This is a genomic window from Modestobacter sp. SSW1-42 (genome assembly GCF_046635825.1).
GTDB lineage: Bacteria > Actinomycetota > Actinomycetes > Mycobacteriales > Geodermatophilaceae > Modestobacter.
Genome location: NZ_JBISCA010000003.1, coordinates 398,039 through 419,437, shown reverse-complemented (window position 1 = coordinate 419,437; position 21,399 = coordinate 398,039). Strand labels below are relative to the sequence as shown.

Annotated in this window: 16 protein-coding genes; 12 read left to right on the top strand and 4 right to left on the bottom strand. The window is 77.0% G+C overall.

Annotation, left to right across the window (positions count from 1 at the left end):
- Positions 1 to 40 precede the first annotated feature (40 nt).
- Both ACGBYP_RS12300 and ACGBYP_RS12295 read left to right on the top strand, forming a co-directional pair.
- A complete protein-coding gene (locus ACGBYP_RS12300) occupies positions 41 to 2,017 on the top strand; it encodes a serine aminopeptidase domain-containing protein (RefSeq protein WP_411584424.1) in 1,977 nt (658 codons plus the stop codon).
- Positions 2,018 to 2,124: 107 nt separating this feature from the next.
- Entirely contained in the window at positions 2,125 to 4,458 is a 2,334-nt protein-coding gene (locus ACGBYP_RS12295) for a glycoside hydrolase family 65 protein (RefSeq protein ID WP_411584422.1), read from the top strand.
- 15 nt (positions 4,459 to 4,473) lie between these two features.
- Here ACGBYP_RS12295 and ACGBYP_RS12290 read toward each other — a convergent pair whose 3' ends face one another.
- Positions 4,474 to 6,366 carry a BTAD domain-containing putative transcriptional regulator gene (locus tag ACGBYP_RS12290; RefSeq protein WP_411584420.1) on the bottom strand — a complete coding sequence of 631 codons (1,893 nt, stop codon included), beginning with the start codon at positions 6,364 to 6,366 and terminating at the stop codon, positions 4,474 to 4,476.
- 44 nt (positions 6,367 to 6,410) lie between these two features.
- Between ACGBYP_RS12290 and ACGBYP_RS12285 the strand changes: the two genes are divergently transcribed.
- The 8 genes from ACGBYP_RS12285 (at position 6,411) to ACGBYP_RS12250 (ending at position 13,617) form a co-directional block, all read left to right on the top strand.
- Positions 6,411 to 7,286 carry an alpha/beta fold hydrolase gene (locus ACGBYP_RS12285; RefSeq protein ID WP_411584418.1) on the top strand — a complete coding sequence of 292 codons (876 nt, stop codon included), beginning with the start codon at positions 6,411 to 6,413 and terminating at the stop codon, positions 7,284 to 7,286.
- A 61-nt stretch (positions 7,287 to 7,347) separates the two neighbouring features.
- Complete coding sequence (locus ACGBYP_RS12280; protein ID WP_411584416.1) at positions 7,348 to 8,151, top strand: SDR family NAD(P)-dependent oxidoreductase; 804 nt, start codon at positions 7,348 to 7,350, stop codon at positions 8,149 to 8,151.
- Between the two features lie 101 nt (positions 8,152 to 8,252).
- The gene (locus tag ACGBYP_RS12275) at positions 8,253 to 9,671 is read left to right on the top strand and encodes an APC family permease (RefSeq protein WP_411584414.1); all 1,419 of its coding nucleotides are present in this window, start codon (positions 8,253 to 8,255) and stop codon (positions 9,669 to 9,671) included.
- A gap of 2 nt (positions 9,672 to 9,673) precedes the next feature.
- Entirely contained in the window at positions 9,674 to 10,147 is a 474-nt protein-coding gene (locus tag ACGBYP_RS12270; RefSeq protein ID WP_411584412.1) for a universal stress protein, read from the top strand.
- Between the two features lie 230 nt (positions 10,148 to 10,377).
- Positions 10,378 to 10,815 (top strand): hypothetical protein, encoded by a 438-nt coding sequence (locus tag ACGBYP_RS12265; protein ID WP_411584411.1) that lies wholly within the window; start codon positions 10,378 to 10,380, stop codon positions 10,813 to 10,815.
- Between the two features lie 53 nt (positions 10,816 to 10,868).
- On the top strand, positions 10,869 to 11,456 hold the full coding sequence (locus ACGBYP_RS12260; protein ID WP_411584409.1) for a TetR/AcrR family transcriptional regulator: 588 nt from the start codon (positions 10,869 to 10,871) through the stop codon (positions 11,454 to 11,456).
- Positions 11,457 to 11,608: 152 nt separating this feature from the next.
- Positions 11,609 to 12,196 carry a hypothetical protein gene (locus ACGBYP_RS12255; protein WP_411584407.1) on the top strand — a complete coding sequence of 196 codons (588 nt, stop codon included), beginning with the start codon at positions 11,609 to 11,611 and terminating at the stop codon, positions 12,194 to 12,196.
- Positions 12,197 to 12,222: 26 nt separating this feature from the next.
- Complete coding sequence (locus ACGBYP_RS12250) at positions 12,223 to 13,617, top strand: signal peptidase I (protein ID WP_411584405.1); 1,395 nt, start codon at positions 12,223 to 12,225, stop codon at positions 13,615 to 13,617.
- Positions 13,618 to 13,666: 49 nt separating this feature from the next.
- On the opposite strand, the gene ACGBYP_RS12245 is transcribed toward ACGBYP_RS12250, so the two are convergent.
- From ACGBYP_RS12245 to ACGBYP_RS12235, 3 genes are all read right to left on the bottom strand, one after another.
- On the bottom strand, positions 13,667 to 14,101 hold the full coding sequence (locus tag ACGBYP_RS12245) for a hypothetical protein (protein WP_411584403.1): 435 nt from the start codon (positions 14,099 to 14,101) through the stop codon (positions 13,667 to 13,669).
- Positions 14,102 to 14,132: 31 nt separating this feature from the next.
- Entirely contained in the window at positions 14,133 to 14,489 is a 357-nt protein-coding gene (locus ACGBYP_RS12240) for a hypothetical protein (RefSeq protein ID WP_411584401.1), read from the bottom strand.
- Between the two features lie 176 nt (positions 14,490 to 14,665).
- Complete coding sequence (locus ACGBYP_RS12235) at positions 14,666 to 16,795, bottom strand: MMPL family transporter (RefSeq protein WP_411584399.1); 2,130 nt, start codon at positions 16,793 to 16,795, stop codon at positions 14,666 to 14,668.
- A 280-nt stretch (positions 16,796 to 17,075) separates the two neighbouring features.
- Here ACGBYP_RS12235 and ACGBYP_RS12230 point away from each other — a divergent pair, with 280 nt between their 5' ends.
- Together ACGBYP_RS12230 and ACGBYP_RS12225 are read left to right on the top strand one after the other, a co-directional pair.
- Complete coding sequence (locus tag ACGBYP_RS12230; protein WP_411584397.1) at positions 17,076 to 17,717, top strand: hypothetical protein; 642 nt, start codon at positions 17,076 to 17,078, stop codon at positions 17,715 to 17,717.
- 146 nt (positions 17,718 to 17,863) lie between these two features.
- A complete protein-coding gene (locus tag ACGBYP_RS12225; RefSeq protein WP_411584395.1) occupies positions 17,864 to 21,328 on the top strand; it encodes a BTAD domain-containing putative transcriptional regulator in 3,465 nt (1,154 codons plus the stop codon).
- Positions 21,329 to 21,399 lie beyond the last annotated feature (71 nt).

Below are 21,399 nucleotides of genomic sequence, written 5' to 3'. Positions count from 1 at the left end.
GACACCCACGCGCGCACCGGCCGTCCTACCGTGCCGGTGCATGACGCAGACGCTGCCGGGCAGCCGGCTCGACGGGCGCTCGGCCGCGGCCCGCCGGCGCCGCTACACCGCGGAGCTGTCCGGGGCGCTGCCGCCCTGCGGGCCGTTCGAGGCGTGGCGGGCCGCCGACGGCGGGCTGGCGCCGGACTTCGCCCGGCTGCCGGCGCGCACCGGTCTGTGGTCCCCGGTGGAGGGCCTGCCGACGGGGGCGGCCGGGGTCGCGGCGTGGCCGGCGCGGCGGGCGGTGCTGCGCGCCCGCTGGCGCCGGTGGCTGACCGGGACGACCCCGCCGGTTCCGCGCCGCACGCCGGTCCGGGTCGCCGCGGGGACGTCGGCCGGTGGCGTCGAGGTGCGGGAGCTCGTGGTCGGGGACGGCTGGTCGGTGCGGGCGCGGCTGCTGCTGCCGGTGCCCGCGGCAGGGGTGCGGCGGGACGTGCCGGTGTACCTGCTGCAGTCCAGCCACGGACCCTGGGCCGAGGCGGCGCTGGCCCGCGGGTGGGGCGCCTGCCTGGTGTCGGCCGCCGACGGCGACGACGACACCGAGGCCGTGGACCGGGCGTTCCCCGCGGTGGTCGCCGGGCGGCTGGCCTGGCGGGCGTGGGCGCTGTCCCGGGTGCTCGACGCGCTGGCCGACCAGCCCGGGGTGGACACCCGCCGGGTGCTGGTCGGCGGGCACAGCCGCAACGGCAAGACCGCCCTGCTGGCCGCCGCCACCGACGACCGGTTCGCGGCGGTGGTGTCCAGCTCCAGCGGCGTGCTCGGCGCGATCCCGGCCCGGCTGTGCACCGACCGGCACTTCGGCGAGGGGGTCGAGCTGCTCACCCGGCACTACCCGGGCTGGTACCACCCGCGGCTGCGCTGGTTCGCCGGGCGCGAGCACCGGCTGCCCACCGACGCCCACGAGCTGCTCGCGCTCGCCGCGCCCCGGCCGGTGTTCGTGTCGGTGGCCGTGGCCGACCCGGTCGAGCGCGTCCCGGCCGCCCGCGCCGCGGTCGACGCCGCACGGGAGGCCTTCGCCCTGCTGGGCCGGGCCGACGCGCTCGAGCTGGCGCTGCGGCCGGGTGGGCACCGGGCCGACGAGGCGGCGGTGGCCGCCCAGCTGGACTGGGCGCAGTCGGTGCTCGGCGGCCCGCCCCGCCGCCCGTCGTCCCGGCCCCCGGTGACGGTCCCGGTGCCCTGGCCGGCCGACCGGGTGCGCCCCGGCCCGCGGCCGGTCCGCGGCGCGGAGCTGCGCGCCGCGGTCCGGGTCGCCCTCGGTCGCGCCCGGCGCTCCGTGGTGCCGGCGCCCCGCGCGGCGGACCAGGAGCTGCGGACGGCGGACGGCGTGCCGGTCACCGTGCTGCGCCCGCCCGGCGGCGGGGACGGCCGGGGGCTGGTGCTGTGGCTGGGCCCGCCGTGCGCGGCGACCGGGTGGCAGGCCGGCTACGAGCAGGCCGAGCCGCTGCCCGCGCAGCTGGCCGCGGCGGGCTGGGCGGTCGCCTGCGCCGACCCGGTGGGCAGCGGTGCACGGTACGGGGAGCGGCCCGGGCCGGGGTGCTCGCCGCTGGGCCGGATGACCGCCGACGCGGCCGCCGTCGCCACCGTCGCGGCGGCGGTGACCGGGCACGACCGGGTGTGGCTCGCGGCCTACGGCACCGGGGCGCTGGTGGCGCTGCACCTGCTCGCCCGGGGCGCGGGGCCCGGCGAGGTGCCGGTGGCCGGCGCGGCGCTGGTCGCCCCCAGCTGCGGCGAGCCGCTGCTGCGGACCCGCCCCGGCTACACGGTGGCCGACCTGCTCGCCACGGTGGCCGGTCGCCCGGCGGTCGTGTTCGACCCGGCCTGGGACCCCGAGACGCCGGCCGGGGCGCTGGCCGCCGCCTGCCGCGCCGCCGGGGTGCCGCGTATGCCGCTGGCCGACTGGCACCGGCTCTCCGCGGCCACCCGGTCGGCGGTGCTGGACTGGCTCGAGGAGCACGGTCCGTCCCGTGCGGCGCGGTGACCCGGGTCCCGGGGCCGTCGTCCCGGATCGCGTCCGGGCGTGCCGCCCGGTAGGACGGACGGCGGACCGGGACACCCCCGGTCCGGCCGACGACGCGGAGGACCGCCGTGACCGCCCCGACACTGGACGTCGACCCCTGGCTCGTCCGCGAGCCGCGCGTCGACCTCCGGGCGCTGCCCGTGAGCGAGTCCGTCTTCACCCTCTCGAACGGCTACCTCGGGATCCGCGGGACGCTGGACGAGGTGGAGCCCTTCGGCATGCGGGGCACCTACCTGTCCGGGGTCCACGAGACCCACCCGCTGTCCTACCCCGAGGGCGGCTTCGGGCACCCCGATGAGGGGCAGGCGCTGGTCACCGTCCACGACGGCACGCCGTTGCGCCTGCTGGTCGACGGGGTCCCGCTCGACGTGCGCGAGGTCGCCCCGGAGGTCCACGAGCGCACGCTGGACCTGCGGGCCGGGACCCTCGACCGCCGGGTGCGCTGGCGGACGCCGTCGGGCACCACGATGGAGGTGACCTCGCGGCGGCTGGTCTCCCTGGCCGAGCGCTCGATCTGCGCCGTGCGGTACGAGGTCCGCGCCGTCGACGGGGAGGCGCACGTCGTCGTGCGGTCCGAGCTCGCCGGTGGGGAGGCCACGCCGACGGGCGTGGAGAACGACGACCCGCGGGTCGCCGACGCCCTGGACCGGGCCTTCGAACCGCTGCTGTCCACCCGCACCGCCACCGGGGGCTCGCTCGGGTCCCGCACGCGGCGCTCGGGCATCACCCTCGCCGCCGCGGTGGACCACCAGGTCGAGCACGGGCGGGTGACCGTGCACGTCGACCCGCACCGGGTCGTCACCACGGTGGCCGCCGACCTGGCCGCCGGGGAGAGCCTGGGGGTGGTCAAGTTCGTCGGGTACAGCTGGTCGTACGACGCCGGCGCGGACTCCGTCGCCGGCGAGGCGTCGGCGGCCGTGGTCTCCGCGGCCGACCTCGGCTGGGAGGGCCTGCTCGCCGCCCAGCGCCGGGTGCTCGACGAGCTGTGGGCCACGGCGGACGTCGAGGTCGACGGCGACCGGGAGCTGCAGCAGGCGCTCCGCTACGACGTCTTCCAGGTGTTCTGCTCGGCCGTCTGCATCTCCGGTGCCCCCGTCGGCGCCAAGGGGCTGACCGGCATGGGCTACAGCGGCCACACGTTCTGGGACGTCGAGGGGTTCGTGCTGCCGACGCTCACGTTGCTGTACCCGGACGCGGCGGCGCGGCTGCTGCGGTGGCGGGCGGGGACGCTGCCCTCGGCCCGGGACCGCGCCGGGACGCTCGGCGTGGACGGGGCGGTGTTCGCCTGGCGGACCATCAGCGGGCCCGAGGTCTCCGCGTACTGGCCGGCGAGCACGGCCGCGCTGCACGTCAACGCCGACATCGCCCGCGCGTTCTGGCTGTACGAGAACGCCACCGGCGCGGACCCGGCGTCGGTCGGGGGCCTGGAGGTGCTGGTGGAGACCGCGCGGGCGTGGACCTCGCTCGGCCACTACGACGCGGCCGGTGCCTGGCACCTGTTCGGCGTGACGGGCCCCGACGAGTACACCGGCGTCGTCGACGACAACGTCTTCACCAACCTGATGGCCCGGGCCAACCTCCGGCGCGCGGCGGACGCCTGCCGGCGGCAGGAGCCCCAGGCGCGGGACCTGGGGGTGGAGGCTGCCGAGACGGCCGCCTGGGAGGCCGCGGCCGACGCGGTCTGCGTCCCGTGGGACGAGGGCCTGCGCGTGCACCCGATGAACGACAACTTCACCGCCTACGCGGACTGGCCGTTCGAGGACGAGGGCGACGACTACCCGATCCAGGCCCACCACCACTACGCCCGGTTCTACCGGCGGCAGGTGCTCAAGCAGGCCGACCTCGTACAGGCGCTGTGGTGGTGCCGGGACGAGTTCACCGCCGAGGAGGTGGCGCGCGACCTCGACTACTACGAGGCGCGCACCGTCCGGGACTCCTCGCTGTCGGCCGCCGTGCAGGCGGTGGTGTGCGCCCAGGCCCAGCACCCCGACCTGGCGTTGCGCTACCTGCGCGAGTGCGCGCTGGTCGACCTGCGCGACGTGCGGGGCGACACCCACGAGGGCCTGCACCTGGCCTCGGTGGCCGGCGCGTGGCTGGCCTTCGTCGCCGGCCTCGGCGGGCTCCGCGAGGACCACGAGGAGCTGGAGATCGCCCCGCTGCTCCCGGCCGCGCTCACCCGCACCGCCTGGTCGGTCACCTGGCGCGGCGCGCTGCTGCGCGTCGAGACCACGCGCGCGGGCAGCACGGTCACGCTGGTGCGCGGCGACGGGCCGGTGACGGTCGTCGTGGACGGCGAGCGGCGGTCGGTGACGGCCGACGGGCCCCTACGGGTGCCGCTGCGGGACCCCGACCCGCTGCTGCCCGAGCCGACCCAGCCGGCCGGCCGCGCGCCGCGCACCTGAGCGCGCCGCCGGTCGTCACCGGGGCGGTGCCCCCCACGCGGCGAGGTGGTCGGCGACCGGGCCGGCGGTGAGCATGCCGCTGCCCGCACCGGCGAGCTCACCGGCCGCGGGGGCCAGCGCCTCGCGGGCCCGGGCGAGCACCGCGGTGTCGCCCACGGCCCGCGCGGCGGTACCGGCCAGGACCCACAGCGCCTCCAGGAGCAGGCCGGGCGGCGGGTCCGGCAGCGCGGACACCGCCGCGGGCTCCCCGGCGGCCAGCCGGTGGTGCGGCTCCAGCCAGGGCGCGTACGGCCCGGCCGGCCCCGTGGGGGTCACCGGCTCGCCGCGCGCGACCGCCCGGCAGGCCAGGGTCAGCGGCAGCAGCCCGTCGGTCACCCCGGGCATCCCCGAGTCCTGCCGCAGCCGGGCCGCCGTCCGGAGCTGCTCCTCGGCGTCGGGCCGGTCCTCGACCGCGGCGCGCAGCGCCCGCCAGCCGCCGGTGAAGACGCCGACCAGCGGCCGGTCGTGCGCCTGGGCCAGCCCGTCGACCAGGTCGGCGTGCCGCCCGGCCCCGGCGAGGTCGCCCAGGGCGCTGCGGGCCTGCATCCGCACCAGGTGGCCGAGCACCAGGGCGTCGGTCAGGCCGTGCCGGCCGGCCAGCTTCACCAGCTCGGCGCCCAGCGCGTCGCGGTCGGGCGCACGGCCGCAGCGGTCGAACACCTGCAGCGTACGGGCGCCCAGCGCCCCGGCCAGCAGCGCCGGGTCGCCGAGCTCCCGGGCCAGCTCCTCGGCCTCCCGGGCCGCCGCGGCGCCGCGCGGGCCGGGCAGCCCGCGCCACTCGACCGCCACGGTGGTCAGCAGCCGCACCCGGACGGCGTCGGGGCCGGTCGCCGGCAGCGCCCGCTCGGCGGCGGCGACCACCGCGGCGGCCTGCTCCGGGTCGTCGGAGGTGGTCCACACACCGGGGACGTCGAGGTCGCCGACCACGCGGGCGGTCAGCAGCGGGTCCCCGAGCTCCTCGGCGGCCGCGATGGTGGCCAGCCGCTGCTCGCGGGCCGCGGCCAGCCCCTCGGCGCCGGTGCGCGACAGGCCGCGCAGCAGGCCGACGGTGGCCTCCAGCCGGGCGCGCGGGCCGGCCGCGCGCCCCCAGGAGGCGGTGGCCCGGGTCAGCGGGTCGTCGGCCGGCTCGAGCGCCGGTGCCTGCCGCAGCACGTCGCGCTCCAGCGCGGCCAGCTGCGGGCCCGGGTCCAGGCCGAGCTCGCCGGCCAGCCGGGCGCGGGCCCGGCGCAGCACGGCCAGCGCATCGGGTCGCCGTCCCGACCGGTAGAGGGCCAGCGCCAGCAGTCGCCAGCCCTCCTCGCGCCAGGGGTGCGCGGTGACGTGGGCGTCCAGGTCGGGCACGGCCTCGGCGGCCCGCCCCAGCTCCAGCCGGGCGGCGGCGGCGCGCTCGACGGCGGTGCCGTGCAGCTCGGCCAGCCGGGCGCGCTCCGGTCGCGCCCACGGCCGGTCGGCGACGTCGGCGTACGCCGGACCGCGCCAGCCGGTGAGGGCGTCCTCGAGCAGCGGCAGGGCCGCGGCCGGGGGCAGCCCGGCGGCCCGCTCGACGGCGGCGGTGAACGCCGCGGCGTCGGTGGCCGCCCGCAGCGCGTACCCCGGCCCCTCGGTGACCAGCACCCGGGCGGGGGTCCGCGGGAGGCGGTCGGGTTCCAGCGCGCGGCGCAGCGCCGCCACGAACGTGCGGACGGCGGCCACCGCGCCGTCCGGAGGCCGCTCCCAGAGGGCGTCGACGAGCAGGCCGACGGGGACGACGCGGCCCTGCGCCACCGCCAGCCGGGCGAGCAGCTCGCGGTGCCGGGGGCCACCCAGGGCCACCGGCGCGCCGTCGGCCCAGGCGGTGACCGGGCCCAGCACGCCCACGGTCGGGCTCACGGCGTGCTCATCGATCGCTCATCGGGCCGCCGCAGGGTGGCGGCATGACACCCCAGATCCCCGGCTCCACCACCCGGCGCGTCCCCGTCGCCGGCGGCGTCCACCTCTCCGCGGCGGTGCTCGGCAGCGGGCCCGCGCTCGTCCTGCTGCACGGCTTCCCGCAGACGCACCTCATGTGGCGGCACGTCGCCCCGGCGCTGGCCACCGGGCGCACCGTCATCTGCCCCGACCTGCGCGGCTACGGCGACAGCGACGCCCCGCCCGCCGACGGTCCGGACACCTACAGCGCCCGCACGATGGCCGCCGACGTCGTCGCCCTGGCCCGGGAGCTCGGGCACGAGCGGTTCGCCCTCGTCGGGCACGACCGGGGCGCGCTGGTCGCCGTCCGCGCGGGGCTGGACCACCCCGACGTCGTCACCCACCTCGGCTCCCTCGACGTGCTGCCCACCCTGGACTCCTGGGACATCCTGCACGGGCTGCCGGCCGCGGTCGCCTGGCACCTGTACCTGATGGCCCAGCCGCCGGGCCTGCCCGAGGCCATGATCGCCGCCACCGCGGACCAGTTCTTCGGCTCGTTCCTCGACGCCTGGGGGAGCGAGGACCTGTTCCCCGCCGACGTGCGCGCGGAGTACCTGCGGGCCAGCCGGGAGCGGGTGCCCTCGATCGTGGCCGACTACCGGGCCAGCGCCGGCATCGACGTCGAGCACGACCGCGCCGACCGGGACGCCGGACGGCGGCTGGCCATGCCGGTGGCGGTGCTGCAGCAGGACTGGGGGAGCGCCCTGGGCTTCGACGCCGCCGCGCTGTGGCGCGCGTGGGCGCCGGACCTGGTGCACCGGACCGCGGCGGCCGGTCACTTCATGGCCGAGCAGGACCCCGACCTGGTGATCCGGAACGTCCGGGAGCTGCTGACCCGGTGACCGGCGGGGCCGTGTTGGATGCGGGCACCAACCGACCCTCGTCCGACTGGAGCACCCGCACATGACACGCCTCGATGGGAAGACCGCCGTGGTCACCGGCTCGGGCAACGGGATCGGCCGGGCGATCGCCTCGGCCCTGGCGGCGGCCGGCGCGCACGTGGTCGTCTCCGACGTGCTCGTCGAGGACGGGGAGCGCACCGTCGCCGAGATCACCGAGGCCGGCGGGTCGGCGGTGTTCGTGGCCGCGGACGTCGCGGTGCCCGAGCAGGCCGCCGCACTCATCGCCGCCGCCGTCGACCGTTTCGGCGGGCTCGACGTCCTGGTCAACAACGCCGGCGGGGGCGGTGCGCAGCTGCGGCTGCACGAGGTGGAGCCCGCGGACTTCGACCGCGTGGTCGCGGTCAACCTGGGCGGGACGTTCCTGTGCACCAAGTACGCCCTCCCGCACTTCCTGGCCGCCGGCGACGGGCGGATCGTCAACATCGCCTCGACCTACGGCCTGGTCGGCGCACCGAAGGCCCCGGCCTACTGCGCGTCCAAGGGCGCGATCGTCAACCTCACCCGCCAGCTCGCCGTCGACTACGGACCCGACGGGATCCGGGTCAACGCCATCTGCCCGGGCTACATCGACACCGGCCTGGGCCGCCGGGGGCCGACGCTGAGCGAGGAGCAGTTCGCCGCGGCGACGGCGGTGCGCGAGCGGGCCGCCGCCCGGCAGCCGCTGGGGCGCCAGGCGCAGCCGGCGGAGGTCGCCGCGGTGGCGCTGTTCCTCGCCTCCGACGCGTCCTCGTTCATGACCGGCTCGATCGTGCCGGTCGACGGCGGGTGCACGACCACCTTCCACTACGGCGACGCCAGCAACTGACCGCAGCGGCCGGGCACCGGGACGACCCGGTGCCCGGCCGTGCGATATCGCGCGCGTGATCGACACGTGCTCGTCACCGCCTGGCCGTAGCGTCGGCCGGCATGACGACGTCCGCCGCACCGGGGAGCGCCGAGCGCCAGGAGCTCAAGCGCTCGATCACGGGCAGGCAGCTGTACTTCTACGTGGTCGGCGACGTCCTCGGCTCGGGCATCTACGTCCTGATCGGCCTGGTGGCCGCGGCCGTCGGCGGGGCGTTCTGGATGGCGTTCCTGGCCGGGGTCGCGGTCGCCGCCGTCACGGGGCTGGCCTACGCCGAGCTGGTGACCAAGTACCCGCAGGCCGCCGGCGCCTCGCTGTACGTCAACAAGGCGTTCCGGCGTCCGGTCCTCACCTTCTTCGTCACGATCTGCATGCTGTCGGCCAACATGGCCGCCGTCGGGTCGCTGGCCTCGGGCTTCGTCCGCTACTTCGCCGGCGTCGTGGGGATGTCCGAGGACGCCGTGGTGCCGACCCTGCTGATCGGGCTGGCCTTCATCGCCGTGATCACGACGATCAACCTGATCGGGATCAGCGAGTCGGTCGGGCTCAACGTCGTCCTGACGTTCATCGAGCTCAGCGGCCTGGTGATCATCATGGTCATCGGCGTCATCGCGCTGGTCCAGGGCGTCTCCGACCCCGCGGTGCTCGTCGAGTTCAGCGGCGAGGGCAGCAAGGCGATCGCCGTGGTGTCCGGCGTCTCGCTGGCCTTCTTCGCCATGACCGGGTTCGAGAACGCGGCCAACGTGGCCGAGGAGACGATCGACCCGTCGCGGGCCTTCCCGCGGGCGCTGATCGGCGGCATGGTCACCGCGGGCACGGTGTACGTGCTGGTGTCGATCGCCGCGGCGCTGGCGGTCCCGATGGAGACGCTGGCGGACAACACGCTGCTGGAGGTGATCCGGGCCGACCTGCTGCCGGTCCCGGTGAGCGTGATGCTGGTCCTCTTCGGCCTCATCGCCATGGTCGCGATCAGCAACACCGCGCTCGTGACCGTCGTCGCCCAGTCCCGGATCCTCTACGGCATGGCCCGGGAGGACGTCGTCCCCGGGGTCTTCGCCAGGGTCCACCCCACCCGCCGCAGCCCGCACGTGGCGCTGCTGTTCGGCGCCGCGGTGGTCGGCTCGCTGCTGCTGATCGGCGCGGTCATCCAGCTCACCGGCTCCGAGCTCGACGTCGTCGACCGGCTGGCCACGATCACCGTGGTGTTCCTGCTGTTCATCTACGCGCTGGTCATCGTCGCCTGCCTCCGGCTGCGGGGGCGCGACGAGACCCCGGACACCTACCGGGCGAACACCCCGCTGCTGGTCCTGGGCATCGTCGGCAACGTGGTCGTGCTGGTCTACACCGTCTACGACGACCCCGGGGCGCTGCTGTGGGTGGCCGGGCTGCTGGCCCTCGGCGTGGTCCTGTACCTCGCCGAGCACGTGAGCAAGGGGCGCCGGCCACCGCCGGTCGCCGCCGGGACCGACGGGAGGGTGTGAGCGTGCACGTCATCGTGGCCACCGACGGGTCGCAGGCCTCGCTGGCCGCGGCCGGGCAGTTCCAGCGGATCGCCGACGGCCGCGAGGTCACCGAGGTCACCGTGGTCGCCGTGGTGAGCCCGTACGCGGCGGTGCCCTTCGCCAACGAGCTGCCCGGGCGCCGCACCACGGAGCCGACCGACATCAGCTTCCAGGCCGACGCCGCGGCGGCGGTCGACGTCGTCGCCGCGGTGTTCGACGGCTGGGGCCCGACGGTCCACCGGCAGGTGCGCAGCGGCTCACCGGCCGCGGAGATCATCCGGGCCGCGGAGGAGGTCGGCGCCGGCCTCATCTCGCTGGCCTCGGGCGGCCGCGGGCTGACCGCCACCATCCTGCTGGGCACCACCGCCGCGCGGGTGCAGCACTCGGCGCCCTGCCCGGTGCTGGTCTGCCGGCCCACCCCCGCCGACGCGGCCGGCACCGCGCGCCCGGGCTGACCCGGCGCCGGCCGACGTCGCCCTCCGGCCCGCCCCGGCCCGCGCCCGTTGCCGGAGGGACGTCGGGTCCGGGCGGAGGGCCCGACCCGCGGCGCACGGGCACCAGCCGTCCCGGGACCTTGGTCCCGACTTCACCCGTTCCTCTCCACATCGCGCCGGTCGTGTCCGATCCTGGTCCCGAGCGCCGGATGCCCCGGCCAGGACGCCGCGGGCGGCGGAGGGGGGTCGGCGTGCAGCAGACCACGCAGCACCCGGTCGAGGACGGCATCCCGGCCGGGTCGGGGGAGCGTGCGCTCAGCGGGGTCGAGCGGGCCGTGGTCCACCGGATGCTCGCCGTCCTGCCCGGCGGCGGCACCGGACTGGCCGCACAGCTCGCCGGCGCACGGGTGCGGGACCTGGTGGGGCAGGTGGACGGCCTGCCGACCCGCTCGGTGCTCACGCGCCGGCACCGGGCGGAGCTGGTCCCGCTGCCGGTCCGCGGCTTCCTCGTCGACGAGGCCGGCGTGCCGGTGGGCCAGGTCCTGCTGTGGGCCGACGGCGGTCGGTTCGTCGGCTACCGGCACCAGGCCGTCGCCCCGGGCGTCGTCCCGGCCGTGCTGGACCCGGAGATGCTCGACGCCGTCCCGTGGTCGGAGCAGCCGCTGGACGACACGGTGCCGGCCGGCTGACCAGGGAGGGGCACCTCCGTAGAGTCGGGGCTCCGCCGAGTCCTGGAGTCCCCGTGCCCGATCCGTTCAGCCGGTGGTCCGACCAGGACCACGGCGCCGACGACGAGGACCCCCGCGTCCAGCGGACCCGGCAGCACGTCCTGCAGACCGCGCGCGCCCTGCTCGCGGAGGGCGGTCCGGCAGCGCTCACCCACACCGCGCTCTCCGCCCGGGCCAGGGTCAGCCGGCAGACGTTGTACCGCTACTGGCCCACCCCCGAGAACCTGGTCGCGGACATGGTCCGCCGCCGGGTGGCCACCGTCCCGGAGGAGCCGGCGGCGGACGTCGAGGCCGTGGTCCGGGACTACGTGCGCTCGCTGGCTGCCGCGTTCACCGACCGGTCGGTCCACGGCGCCTACGCCATGCTCATCGCGACCGCCGCCACCGACGAGGACGTGGCGGCCGTGCTCCGGGACGTCATCGAGCAGCGCCGGGTCGCGCTGAACGACCAGCTCGCGCCCTGGGGGTGCTCGGTGAGCGCGGCCCAGTTCGCGCTGGTCGTCGGTCCGGTGGTCCACCTGGCCTTCGTCGCCCACAGCCCGCTCGGCGACGACGTCGTCGACATGGTCGTCCGCGACGCGGTCCGCCGGCTCGCCGGCTGATCGGGACCACCCGCCCGGGTGATCCGCGGCCGAGATGTCCTGAGTTGAGCAGATTGTCTCGTAAGGTGCAGATCGTCATCCACAGTGGCTGACCTGTTACCCGGAGTGGAGACGTGCCCGCAGTCCCGCATGACCTCGTCCTGGCTGTCCCGATGCCGACCGCCGGCCCGCGTCCCTCGCGTGCGCTCGGCGTCCTGGTCGCCGCGTTCGTCGCAGTGGTCGCGTCGATGGCCGTGGTCTGGCACGGCTCGTACGCGACGTGGTCGGCCACCACCGCCGATGCCGGGGACAGCTGGGCCGCCGGCACGGTGTCCCTGGCCGACGACGACAGTGGGGCCGCCCTGTTCTCGGCCGCCGGCCTGAAGCCGGGGTCCTCCGGTGCGCAGTGCGTCGCGGTCACCGCCACCGGCACGCTGCCGGCGACCGTACGGCTGTACGTCACGGGTCTGACCGCGACCAACGGGTTGTCCGCGCACCTGAACGCGAGCGTCAGCTGGGGGACGGGTGGGTCCTTCGGCAACTGTGCCGGGTTCACCCAGCAGGGGGTGCTGTGGTCCGGTGCGCTCTCGGCCTTCCCGGCCACGACCTGGGCCACCGGCCTGGGGTCCTGGGCCACCAGCGGGACGCCCGGCGAGGTCCGGGTGTACCGGATCAGCTGGACGCTGTCGACCACGGCGCCGGAGACCGTCCAGGGCGGGACCGCGGCGGGCACCTTCACGTGGGAGGCGCAGGCAGTCTGAGGACGGCAGCGGGGCGGGGGTCGACGATGGAGCGCGGGGGAGTGGGGCGGCACTGGCGCGCGGGGTGGACGGCGTGGCTGGCCAGCACCGCGGCCTGGTCGCTGCTCGCCTCCGGGGTGGCCCTGCTGGCCTGGACCGTGGCGCCGACGGCGATCGGCTGGAGCGCCGACGTCGTGCTCTCCGGCTCCATGGAGCCCCGGGTGCACATCGGCGACGTGGTGCTGTCGCGGCCGGTCCCGGCCGTGGAGCTGGCGCCCGGGGACGTCGTGGTCGTGGCCGACCCGGACCGCCCCGGCGCGCACCGCCTGCACCGGTTGGTCGCCCTCGACGAAGCGGGCCTGCACCTCAAGGGGGACGCCAATCCCACCGTCGACTCCTCCGCGGTCCCGACCGGGGACCTGGTGGGCAAGGCGACGCTCCGGGTGCCGGCCGTCGGCCTGCTGGTCGTCTGGGCGCGCGGAGGCGACCTCCTGCCGCTGACCGTCGTCCTGGCCGCCGTGGTGGCCTCGGGCGGCCTCGGTCTGCTGTACCGCCCGGACGAGGCCGCCGTCGTCCCCGTCCTGCCCCACCCGCCCGGCGGCCGTGGTCGGCCGAGCCACGTCCAGGTGGTCACCGGGTCGGCGGTCCTGGTGCTGGCCGCGGCCACCGCGATCGCCCCGCCGACGTCGGCGCACGCGGCCTTCACGGGCCGGACGACCGCCACGGCGGCGTGGGCGGCGACCTGGTCCAGCTGTGACACCGCCGTCCGAGCGGTCGGCGCCACCCGTTACTACCCGATGCAGGAACCCACCTCGTTCCTGTTCCCGCAGACCGCGACCAACCGAGGCACCCTCGGGGCGGCGGCCAACGGCACCTACGCCATCGGGCAGGTCCTGGGGCAGCCCGGCCCCGCGTGCGGCGGCACCGACACCCGGGCGGCGGCGTTCAACGTCGACCTGGTCTCGGGGGTGCTGCCCACCCACGTGCTGACGACGCCCGGTGGCCAGGCCTCCCCGACGACCACGACGGTCCAGGTCTGGCTCCGCACCACCGGCGACGGCTCACTGGTCGCCTTCGCCGACCGGCTGGCGCTGTACGTGGACACCGCAGGCCGGCTCGTCCTCGGGATCGACGACGGGGTCCGGCGCGGCCTCACCGGGGCGGCCGTCGTCGCCGACGGCACCTGGCACCTGGTGGGCGCCTCGCTGGGACCCTCCGGCGCCCGGCTGTACGTCGACGGTGCCCTGGTCGGCCAGGACCCCACCATGACCGGCATCGCGTCGGGGTCCGGGTCCTGGCAGTTCGGTGACGCCTGGCTGTGGGGATGGCCGGCCGCGCCGCTGGACGGCCACCTGTCGGGTCGGCTGGCGCATGCCGCGATCTTCCCGACGGTGCTGACCGACACCCAGATCGCCCAGCAGTCGGCGGTGGTGGCCCGGTGACGGGCAGCCGGCGGCCGCAGACGGACGCGTCCCGGTGACCGAGGCCGACTCAGGACTCGGAGGAGTGGTCCGCCTCCACCGGGCCCGAGGTCCGGGTCGGGCGTCGGCCCGGCAGGGCGGCTTCCTCGTCGTGGGTGTCCACCAGTCCCACGCGGCTGGGACGGACCGGCTCTGCGGGGAGGGCCGCGTCACGACTCCTCGGGCTGAGGCGTGCCGCGCCGGGCGCGAGCAGGTGCTCGCCGCCGCACGGGCGCGGGACGAGCACGACGAGGCGTTCCCCGAGCGCCGGGCGCCCGGCACCGGCCGGCGTCGGCGGAACGACCCCGTCCAGGTCGTCGAGGACCAGGCCGTCGTACAGCAGGGGCGCCGCCTCGGGGAACACCGCGCGCGCCGTCGCCAGGTCCACCTCGGGGCGTGCCCGGGCGACCGCGTCCGCGGCTGCCGAGAACTGCTCGAACGGCCGTCCCACCGCCCCGGGTGCCACGCCGTCCCTCACCCGTCGCAGGTCTGCCGGCTCACCTGCGGCGGCGCGGCCGGGCGTCCAGCCGGGCCCGCGCCACGCGTGCCCGGGTCAGCAGGAAGGTGATCAGCACGGCCCCGACCACGGTGACCACGCGGTCCAGGTCGACCGCCGGGCGCCACAGCACGTCCCCGCCCTTGATCACGTACACGCCGGCCGGGCGGGCACCGACACCGAAGCCGGCGCCTTCCCCCTCCTCGCCCTCCGCATCGTGCCCGCCACCGCCGCCACCACCGCCGGCCACGGTGGCCGCGGCGATGACCGTGACGCCGTCCTTCTCGTACGGGTCGGCGAAGACCCGCCGGACGGTGATCGCGTCCCGGGCTCCGGTCAACAGCTCCTGCACGTCCACGGTTGCTCCTCGACTGCTCGTCGGGTTCGGGAGAGGGCCGAGTCTGGTCCGCCGGCGGGCGGCACGACACGGCCCGACGACCCCGCCGGCGGGGACGAACGACTCGACGTCCGACCGCGCCGGGTGGTCGGTGCACGTCCCGGCGCGGAGCGGGACCGTGGTCGGGGTGCGGCGGGTCAGGACCGGGCGGAGGCACCCGACCGGCTGCGCACCGGCACGTCGTCCCGGGCCGCGCCGACCTCCTCGTCCGGGCGACGGGCCAGCCGGCTGGGCCACCACATGCGCGGGCCGACGTCCAGGGTCAGCGCGGTGACCAGCACCGAGCGCACGACGATCGTGTCGAGCAGCACCCCCAGGGCCACGGCGATACCCAGCTGGGTCAGGAAGGTCAGCGGCAGCGTGCCCAGCACCGCGAAGGTCGCGGCCAGCACCAGGCCGGCCGAGGTGATCACCCCGCCGGTGGCCGCGAGCCCGATGAGGGCGGCCCGGCGGGTGCCGTGGTCGACGGCCTCCTCCCGCACACGGGTCATCAGGAAGATGTTGTAGTCGATGCCCAGGGCGACGAGGAAGACGAAGACGAACAGCGGGAACGAGCTGTCGGTCGCGGTCACCCCGAGCGTCCAGTCGAAGACCAGCGCGCTGAGCCCCAGTGCGGCGCCGTAGGACAGCACCACCGTGGCGATCAGGATGACCGGCGCGACCAGCGCCCGCAGCAGCAGGCCCAGGACGACCAGCACGACCAGCATGATCAGCGGGATGACGACCACGTTGTCGCGCTGGGAGGCGTCCTGGACGTCGAGGTTGAGGGCGGTGTTGCCGCCGACCAGCGCCGCGCCGTCGCCGGCGTCGTCCAGCGCCGCGCGCAGCCGTTCGATGGTGGCGTAGGCGGCCTCGCTGTCGAAGCGGTCGGTGAGCGAGGCCTCGACGAGTGCGCGCTCGCCGACCACCTGCGGCGGTCGGGTGCTCGCGATGCCCTCGGTGGCCCCGGTGGCCGCCGCGACCTCCTCGGCGGAGTCGGCCGTGGTCACCACGTACACCGGGTTGCCCGCGGCGGCCGGGAAGTGCCGGGCGGCCACCGCGTCACCCTCGATCGACTGCGGGGTGCCGCGGAAGCTCTCCGCCTGGGTGAGGCCGCTGGGCTGCAGCAGCAGCGTCCCCGCGCAGGCCGCCAGCAGCAGCGCGCCGGTGACCACCCAGGTGGTGCGTGGCCGGGGCGCGATGCGGGCGCCCACCCGCGCCCACAGCCCGGTGGCGCTCGGCTCGGCGCTGCCGAAGGTCGGCCGCACCGGCCAGAACACCCAGCGCCCGCAGATCACCAGCAGCGCGGGCAGCAGCGTCATCAGCACGCAGAGGGTCACGGCGACGCCGATCGCGGCGACCGGCCCGAGCCCCGCGGTGGAGTTCATGTCCGCCACGACCAGGCACAGCATGCCCAGGACGACGGTGCCGCCGCTGGCGAGCACGGCAGGCCCGGCCCGGTGCACGGCCTCGGTCATGGCCTCGTGCCGGTCGGTGTGCAGCCGCAGCTCCTCCCGGTAGCGCGCGACCAGCAGCAGCGCGTAGTCGGTGCCGGCGCCGACCACCAGGACGGTGAGGATGCTGGCGCTCTGCGCGTTGACGGTGAGGTCGGCGTGCCGGGCCAGCAGGGTGATGACCGCCTGCGACACGAACAGCGCGATGACGGCGGAGAAGATCGGCAGGACCCAGAGCACCGGGCTGCGGTAGGTGAACAGCAGGATCAGGATCACGACGCCGAGCGCGGCGAACAGCAGGGTGCCGTCGATGCCCTCGAAGGCCTCCGCGGAGTCGGCGGCGCTGCCGGCCGGCCCGGTCACGTAGGCGGCCAGGCCGTCGGGGCCGTCGGAGGCCTCGGCCCGGATGTCGTCGACGACCGGGGCGATCTGCTCCCAGCCGTCGGCGCCCACGTTGAGCGGCACGATGAGCTGGAGCGCCTGGCCGTCCTCGGCGGGCAGCGGCCCGACCACGGCGCCGTCCAGGGCCTCCAGTTGCCCGAAGGCCGCGACGTCGGCCTCGACCGCGGCGGTGTCCTCGGCGGTCAGCCCGGTGCTCCGCTCGTAGACCACGACCGCGGGGATCAGGTCGGGGTCGGAGCCGAGCTCGGTTTGCAGCTGCAGGGCCCGGGTCGACTCCGCGTCGGAGGGCAGCCACGCCGCTACGTCGTTCTGCTGCTCGTCGGTGAGCGCACCGGCCAGCGGCGCGGAGACGGCGGCCAGCAGCAGCCAGAACACGAGCACCACCCACTTGAGGCGCGGATGGCTGACGCGGGACGCGAACGACCGGCCCATGGGAGCTCCCCTGGGAGAGTGCCGGGCGGCGGACCCGGCGACGACGGGTGCGACGCGCACGCTAGCGAGACCGCGCGGTCTCGTCACCGCCTTTCCGCACCCCGCAAGAGCGCTCCCACGACCCCCGGCGTGCGCGGTCGGGACGTCACCGCCCGCTTGCGCGACGTCACGAGACCGGACCCGGCCGTATCGGATCGACCGCTGGGAGCGGACGTCCAGCCGTCACCGGCCGGGTCGTTCGTCCCTGGCTCCACGGTCCCCGCCCCCGCAGGCTCGGCGCATGGACAGCACCGCGCGGTCGGACACCGCGACCCCCCGGACGACGCCCGCGCCGGACGCCGACCCCATGCTCATCGACGACGCGCTGCCGGCCTTCGACGTCACCCGCGCCGAGCACCTCGTCGTCGACGCCGACCTGGTCACCACCTGGGACGCCCTGCTGGCGACCGATCTCATGACCGTGCACACCCCGCTGCTGGATGCCGCGTTCTGGGTGCGCGGGCTGCCGGCCCGGATGCGCGGTGACCGGGGCCGTCCCGCCCCGGCCGCGCTGCCGTTGGGCGGCGACGTCCCGCTGGAGGGCTGGCTGAGCCTGGGGCGCCGCGAGCACCGCGAACTCGCCCTCGGCGCGGTCGGCCGGTTCTGGCAGCCGGACATCACCTGGCGGGACGTCGGGGGCCCCGCCGAGTTCACCGCGTTCGCCGAGCCCGGCTGGGGCCGGATCGCGGTCGGCTTCTCCCTGCGCCCCTACGGGCGGGGCCGGACGCTGCTCAGCTACGAGGCCCGCACCGCCGTGCCCGATCCCGCGTCGCGGCGGCAGTTCGCCCGCTACTGGCGCCTCGTCGAGCCGTTCGTCGGGCACGTCATGCGCGCCACCGAGCGAGCGGTCGCGGCCCGGGCGACCGGCGCCGGGCTCCCCTGACAGGGGCGGAGCCACCCGTCCCGGCGGCGTCCGCGCGGGACGGCCACGTGCCCGAGCGCGAGGGCGACCCGCGGGCGGGCGGCGCCCGGTCCGCGCCGTCCCGCAGGTCCTTGCCGTCCGGGTCCGGCGGCGAGCACCATGCCCGCGTGCAGCCTGACCGGCGTCACCGCGACGAGGCAGAGCGCACCGGTCTGTCGGTCTCCGTCTTCGGCGATCTGACGGCCCACCGCGACGGCGTGTCGCTCGACCTCGGCGGCGTGCGCCAGCGCGCGGTGCTCGCCTTGCTGCTCGTCGCGCGGGGTGCCCCGGTCACCGTCGACCGGATGGTCGAGGGTGTGTGGGCGGGGTGCCCTCCGGCCCAGCCGGGGGCGGCGCTGCAGAGCTACGTGTCCCACCTGCGGCGCGTGCTGGAGCCGGACCGGCCCGCGCGGGAACGCGGGCTGCTGACCTGGCGACCGGCCGGCTACTCCTGCCACCTGCCCGCCGACGCCGTCGACGTCCGCCGGTTCGAGCGCCTCGTGGCCGAGGGGGTCACGGCCGGGCCCTCGGACGCGGTCGACCTGCTCACCGCCGCCCTGGCCCTCTACCGCGGTGACCCCTTCCAGGAGTGGGCCGGGCAGCCCTGGGCCGACGCCGAGTGCGCGCGCCTGGCGGAGCTGCGGGAGGTGGCCGTCGAGCACCTGCTGGACGCCCGGCTCGAGGCGGGGGAGCCGGCCGCCGTCCTGGTGCCCGAGCTGGAGGTGCTGACCGCAGCGGAGCCGTTGCGCGAGGAGCGGTGGCGGCTGCTGGCTCTCGCCCTGTACCGCGCCTCGCGGCAGAGCGACGCACTCGCCGCGTTGCGCCGCGCCCGGCGGGTGCTCTCCGACGAGCTCGGCATCGAGCCGGGGCCGGCGCTGCGGGAGCTGGAGCAGCAGGTGCTGGCCCAGGCGCCCGCGTTGGACGGCGCCCGGACCGGCCGGGGGGCGGTGCCCGACCCGGCGCCGGCCTCGCCATCGCCCGTTCCGGAGACGGGCATGGTCGAGCGCGACGGGGAGCTGGTCGCGCTGCAGGGTGCGCTGGACGCCGCGCTCGGCGGGGTGGGGAGCACCGTCCTCGTCGAGGGGCCCGCCGGCATCGGCAAGAGCCGGCTGCTCGCCGAGGTACGGCGGATGGCGGCCGCCCGCGGCGCGCGGGTGGTCACCGCCCGGGGCACCGTGCTCGAGCAGGACTTCGGGTTCGGGGTCGTCCGCCAGCTGCTGGAGCCGCTCGTCACCGACCCGGGCGCGCCGGTGGAGCTGCTGGAGGGGGTGGGTGCGCCCGCGGCCGGCGTCTTCAGCGCCTCGCCCGGATCCGTGGGCGAGGAGGGACCGCGCCGCGACGGCGTCTTCGCCGTGCTGCACGCGCTCTACCGGATCGTCGGCCGGCTCAGCGACGCGCGACCGGTGGTCCTCGTCGTCGACGACGTGCAGTGGTGCGACACCGACTCGCTGCGCTTCCTCGCCTACCTCGTGCCGAGGCTGGAGGGGCTGCCGGTCCTGCTGGCCGCCTCGCTGCGGACCGGGGAGTTCCCGGCCGACCGTGCGCTCGTGACCGAGCTGGCGGGCGACCCCGCCGTCCAGTCGGTGCGGCCTGCTCCGCTCAGCGCCTCCGGGGTGGCCGACCTGGTCGGCGCCCGGCTGGGCCGCGCCCCGGCGCCCGCGTTCCTCGCGGCCTGTCACCGGACGACGCGCGGCAACCCACTCCTGCTGCAGCAGCTGGTGCGTGCGCTGCAGAGCGACGGCGTGCCACCGGACGCGTCGCACGCCGACACGGTCACGGCCATCGGGTCCCGAGCGGTCTCCGGCATCGTGCTGCTGCGGCTGGGCCGCCTGCCCGAGCAGGCCGGCGCGGTCGCCCGCGCGGTGGCGGTGCTGGGCGACGGCACGGCGCTCCCCGAGGTCGCGTCGCTGGCCGCGATGTCCGAGGCCGAGGCGGGCAGCGCGCTGGCTGCGCTGGCGGCGGCGGAGATCATCAGCAGGAGGCCCCCCCTGTCCTTCGTGCACCCGCTGGTGCGGGAGGCCGTCCACCGCTCGCTGCTGCCCGGGGAGCGCGAGCTCGCCCACGAACGCGCCGTGCGGGTGCTCGGTGCGGCCGGGGCCAGCCCCGAGCAGCTGGCCGCGCACGTGCTCCTCGTCCCGCCGCGCGGCGACCCCGCGGTGGCCCAGGTGCTGCGCGAGGCGGCGCGCATCGCGGCGGAACGGGGGGCGGTCGAGAGCGCGGCCCGGTACCTGCGCCGGCTCCTGGACGAGCTGCGGCCCGGTGCCGAGCGCGTGGCGGTGCTGTCCGAACTGGGTGGGCTCGAGGCGCTGACCGACGGCGCGGCCGCGCTGGGCCACCTGCGCGAGGCGCACCGGTCGTCCACCGACCCGGCCGACCGTGCCCGGACGGCCGTGCGGCTGGCGTTCACCCTGGTCTTCGCGGGCCCCCGCGGAGAGGTCGTCCGGTTCGCCGAGCGCGCCGCCGCGGAGGTGCCGGACGACGCCGGACCGGAGCTGCACGACGTCCGGCAGGCCCTGCTCGCCCTGGCGCGCGTGGGCGGCCACATGCACGCCGTCCCACCGTCGGGGCCGGGGGCCGAGGACCTCCCGCCACCGACCGGGGACGGCCCGGGTGCCCGCATGCTGGCCGCCGCCACGGCCTGGGAGCTGGTCGTGACCAACAGGGACCGCTCCCGCTGCGCCGAGCTCGCCCGCCGGGCGCTGACCGACGGCCGGTTGCTGGCGGACGACCCGGGGCTGTTCTGGGTGGTGGCTGCCTTCGTCCTCGACATCGTCGGCGAGGACGTCGAGCCGTTCTGGGACACCGCGCGGGACTTCGCCCACCGGCGGGGATCGCTCTTCGCGGCACTGTCCACCCATCTGTGGCACGGGCACGCGTCGTGGTGGGCGGGGGACCTGCCGGCCGCCGAGGCGTCCCTGATGACGGCGATCGACCAGAGCCAGCGGTGGGCGGCGCCGGCGGTCGGGATCAGCTACGGGGAGGCCTTCGTCGTCGGCGTCCGGCTCGACCGTGGCGACACCGCCGGCGCCCGGGCGTTCTTCGACGCGCACGGCTGGCGCAGCCGCCTGGGTGACGGCGCACGGTTGTGGGCGGAGGCCGAGGTGGTGCTGTTGCTGTCGGAAGGGCGCCCGCGGGAGGCGCTGGACCGGCTCGACAGCGACGCCACCCTCCTGGCGGCCGGGGACAACCCGGTCTGGGCACCTTGGCGGTCGCTGCGGGCGGCGGCCCTCGGCGCGCTCGGCCGCCACCAGGAAGCGGTCGAGACGGCCGAGGAGGAGGTGCGGCTGGCCCGGGCGTGGGGGGCGCCCCGGGTCCTCGGGCGCTCGTTGCGGGTCCTGGGCGAGGTGAGCGGCGCGGGTGGGGAGGAGGCGCTGCGCGAGTCCGTGTCCCTGCTGGCCGGCACCCGGTCCCGGCTGGAGCTGGCGCGGGCCCAGGCGGCGCTCGCCCGCCTGGCGCCGCGCGCGGAGGCCGTGGCGCTGCTCGAGGCGGCGGAGCGGGCCGCGCGGCTGTCCGGGGCGGCCGGCCTGCAGGCCGAGCTGTCGGCGGAGCTGTCCCGGCGGTGCGCCTCCCGCTCCGTGGTACCGGGCAGCTGACCGCGGGCCGGGTCGGCGGCCACACCCCCTCCCGGACCCGGCTCAAGTGGGCTGCAAGTGGGCTGCAAGGG

Bases quoted from the DNA above. Each gene is read 5' to 3' on its own strand.
- ACGBYP_RS12235 (WP_411584399.1), bottom strand. From the start codon at position 16,795: ATGGGCCGGTCGTTCGCGTCCCGCGTCAGCCATCCGCGCCTCAAGTGG.
- ACGBYP_RS12250 (WP_411584405.1), top strand. From the start codon at position 12,223: ATGGAGCGCGGGGGAGTGGGGCGGCACTGGCGCGCGGGGTGGACGGCG.
- ACGBYP_RS12280 (WP_411584416.1), top strand. From the start codon at position 7,348: ATGACACGCCTCGATGGGAAGACCGCCGTGGTCACCGGCTCGGGCAAC.
- ACGBYP_RS12275 (WP_411584414.1), top strand. From the start codon at position 8,253: ATGACGACGTCCGCCGCACCGGGGAGCGCCGAGCGCCAGGAGCTCAAG.
- ACGBYP_RS12285 (WP_411584418.1), top strand. From the start codon at position 6,411: ATGACACCCCAGATCCCCGGCTCCACCACCCGGCGCGTCCCCGTCGCC.
- ACGBYP_RS12255 (WP_411584407.1), top strand. From the start codon at position 11,609: ATGCCGACCGCCGGCCCGCGTCCCTCGCGTGCGCTCGGCGTCCTGGTC.
- ACGBYP_RS12300 (WP_411584424.1), top strand. From the start codon at position 41: ATGACGCAGACGCTGCCGGGCAGCCGGCTCGACGGGCGCTCGGCCGCG.
- ACGBYP_RS12230 (WP_411584397.1), top strand. From the start codon at position 17,076: ATGGACAGCACCGCGCGGTCGGACACCGCGACCCCCCGGACGACGCCC.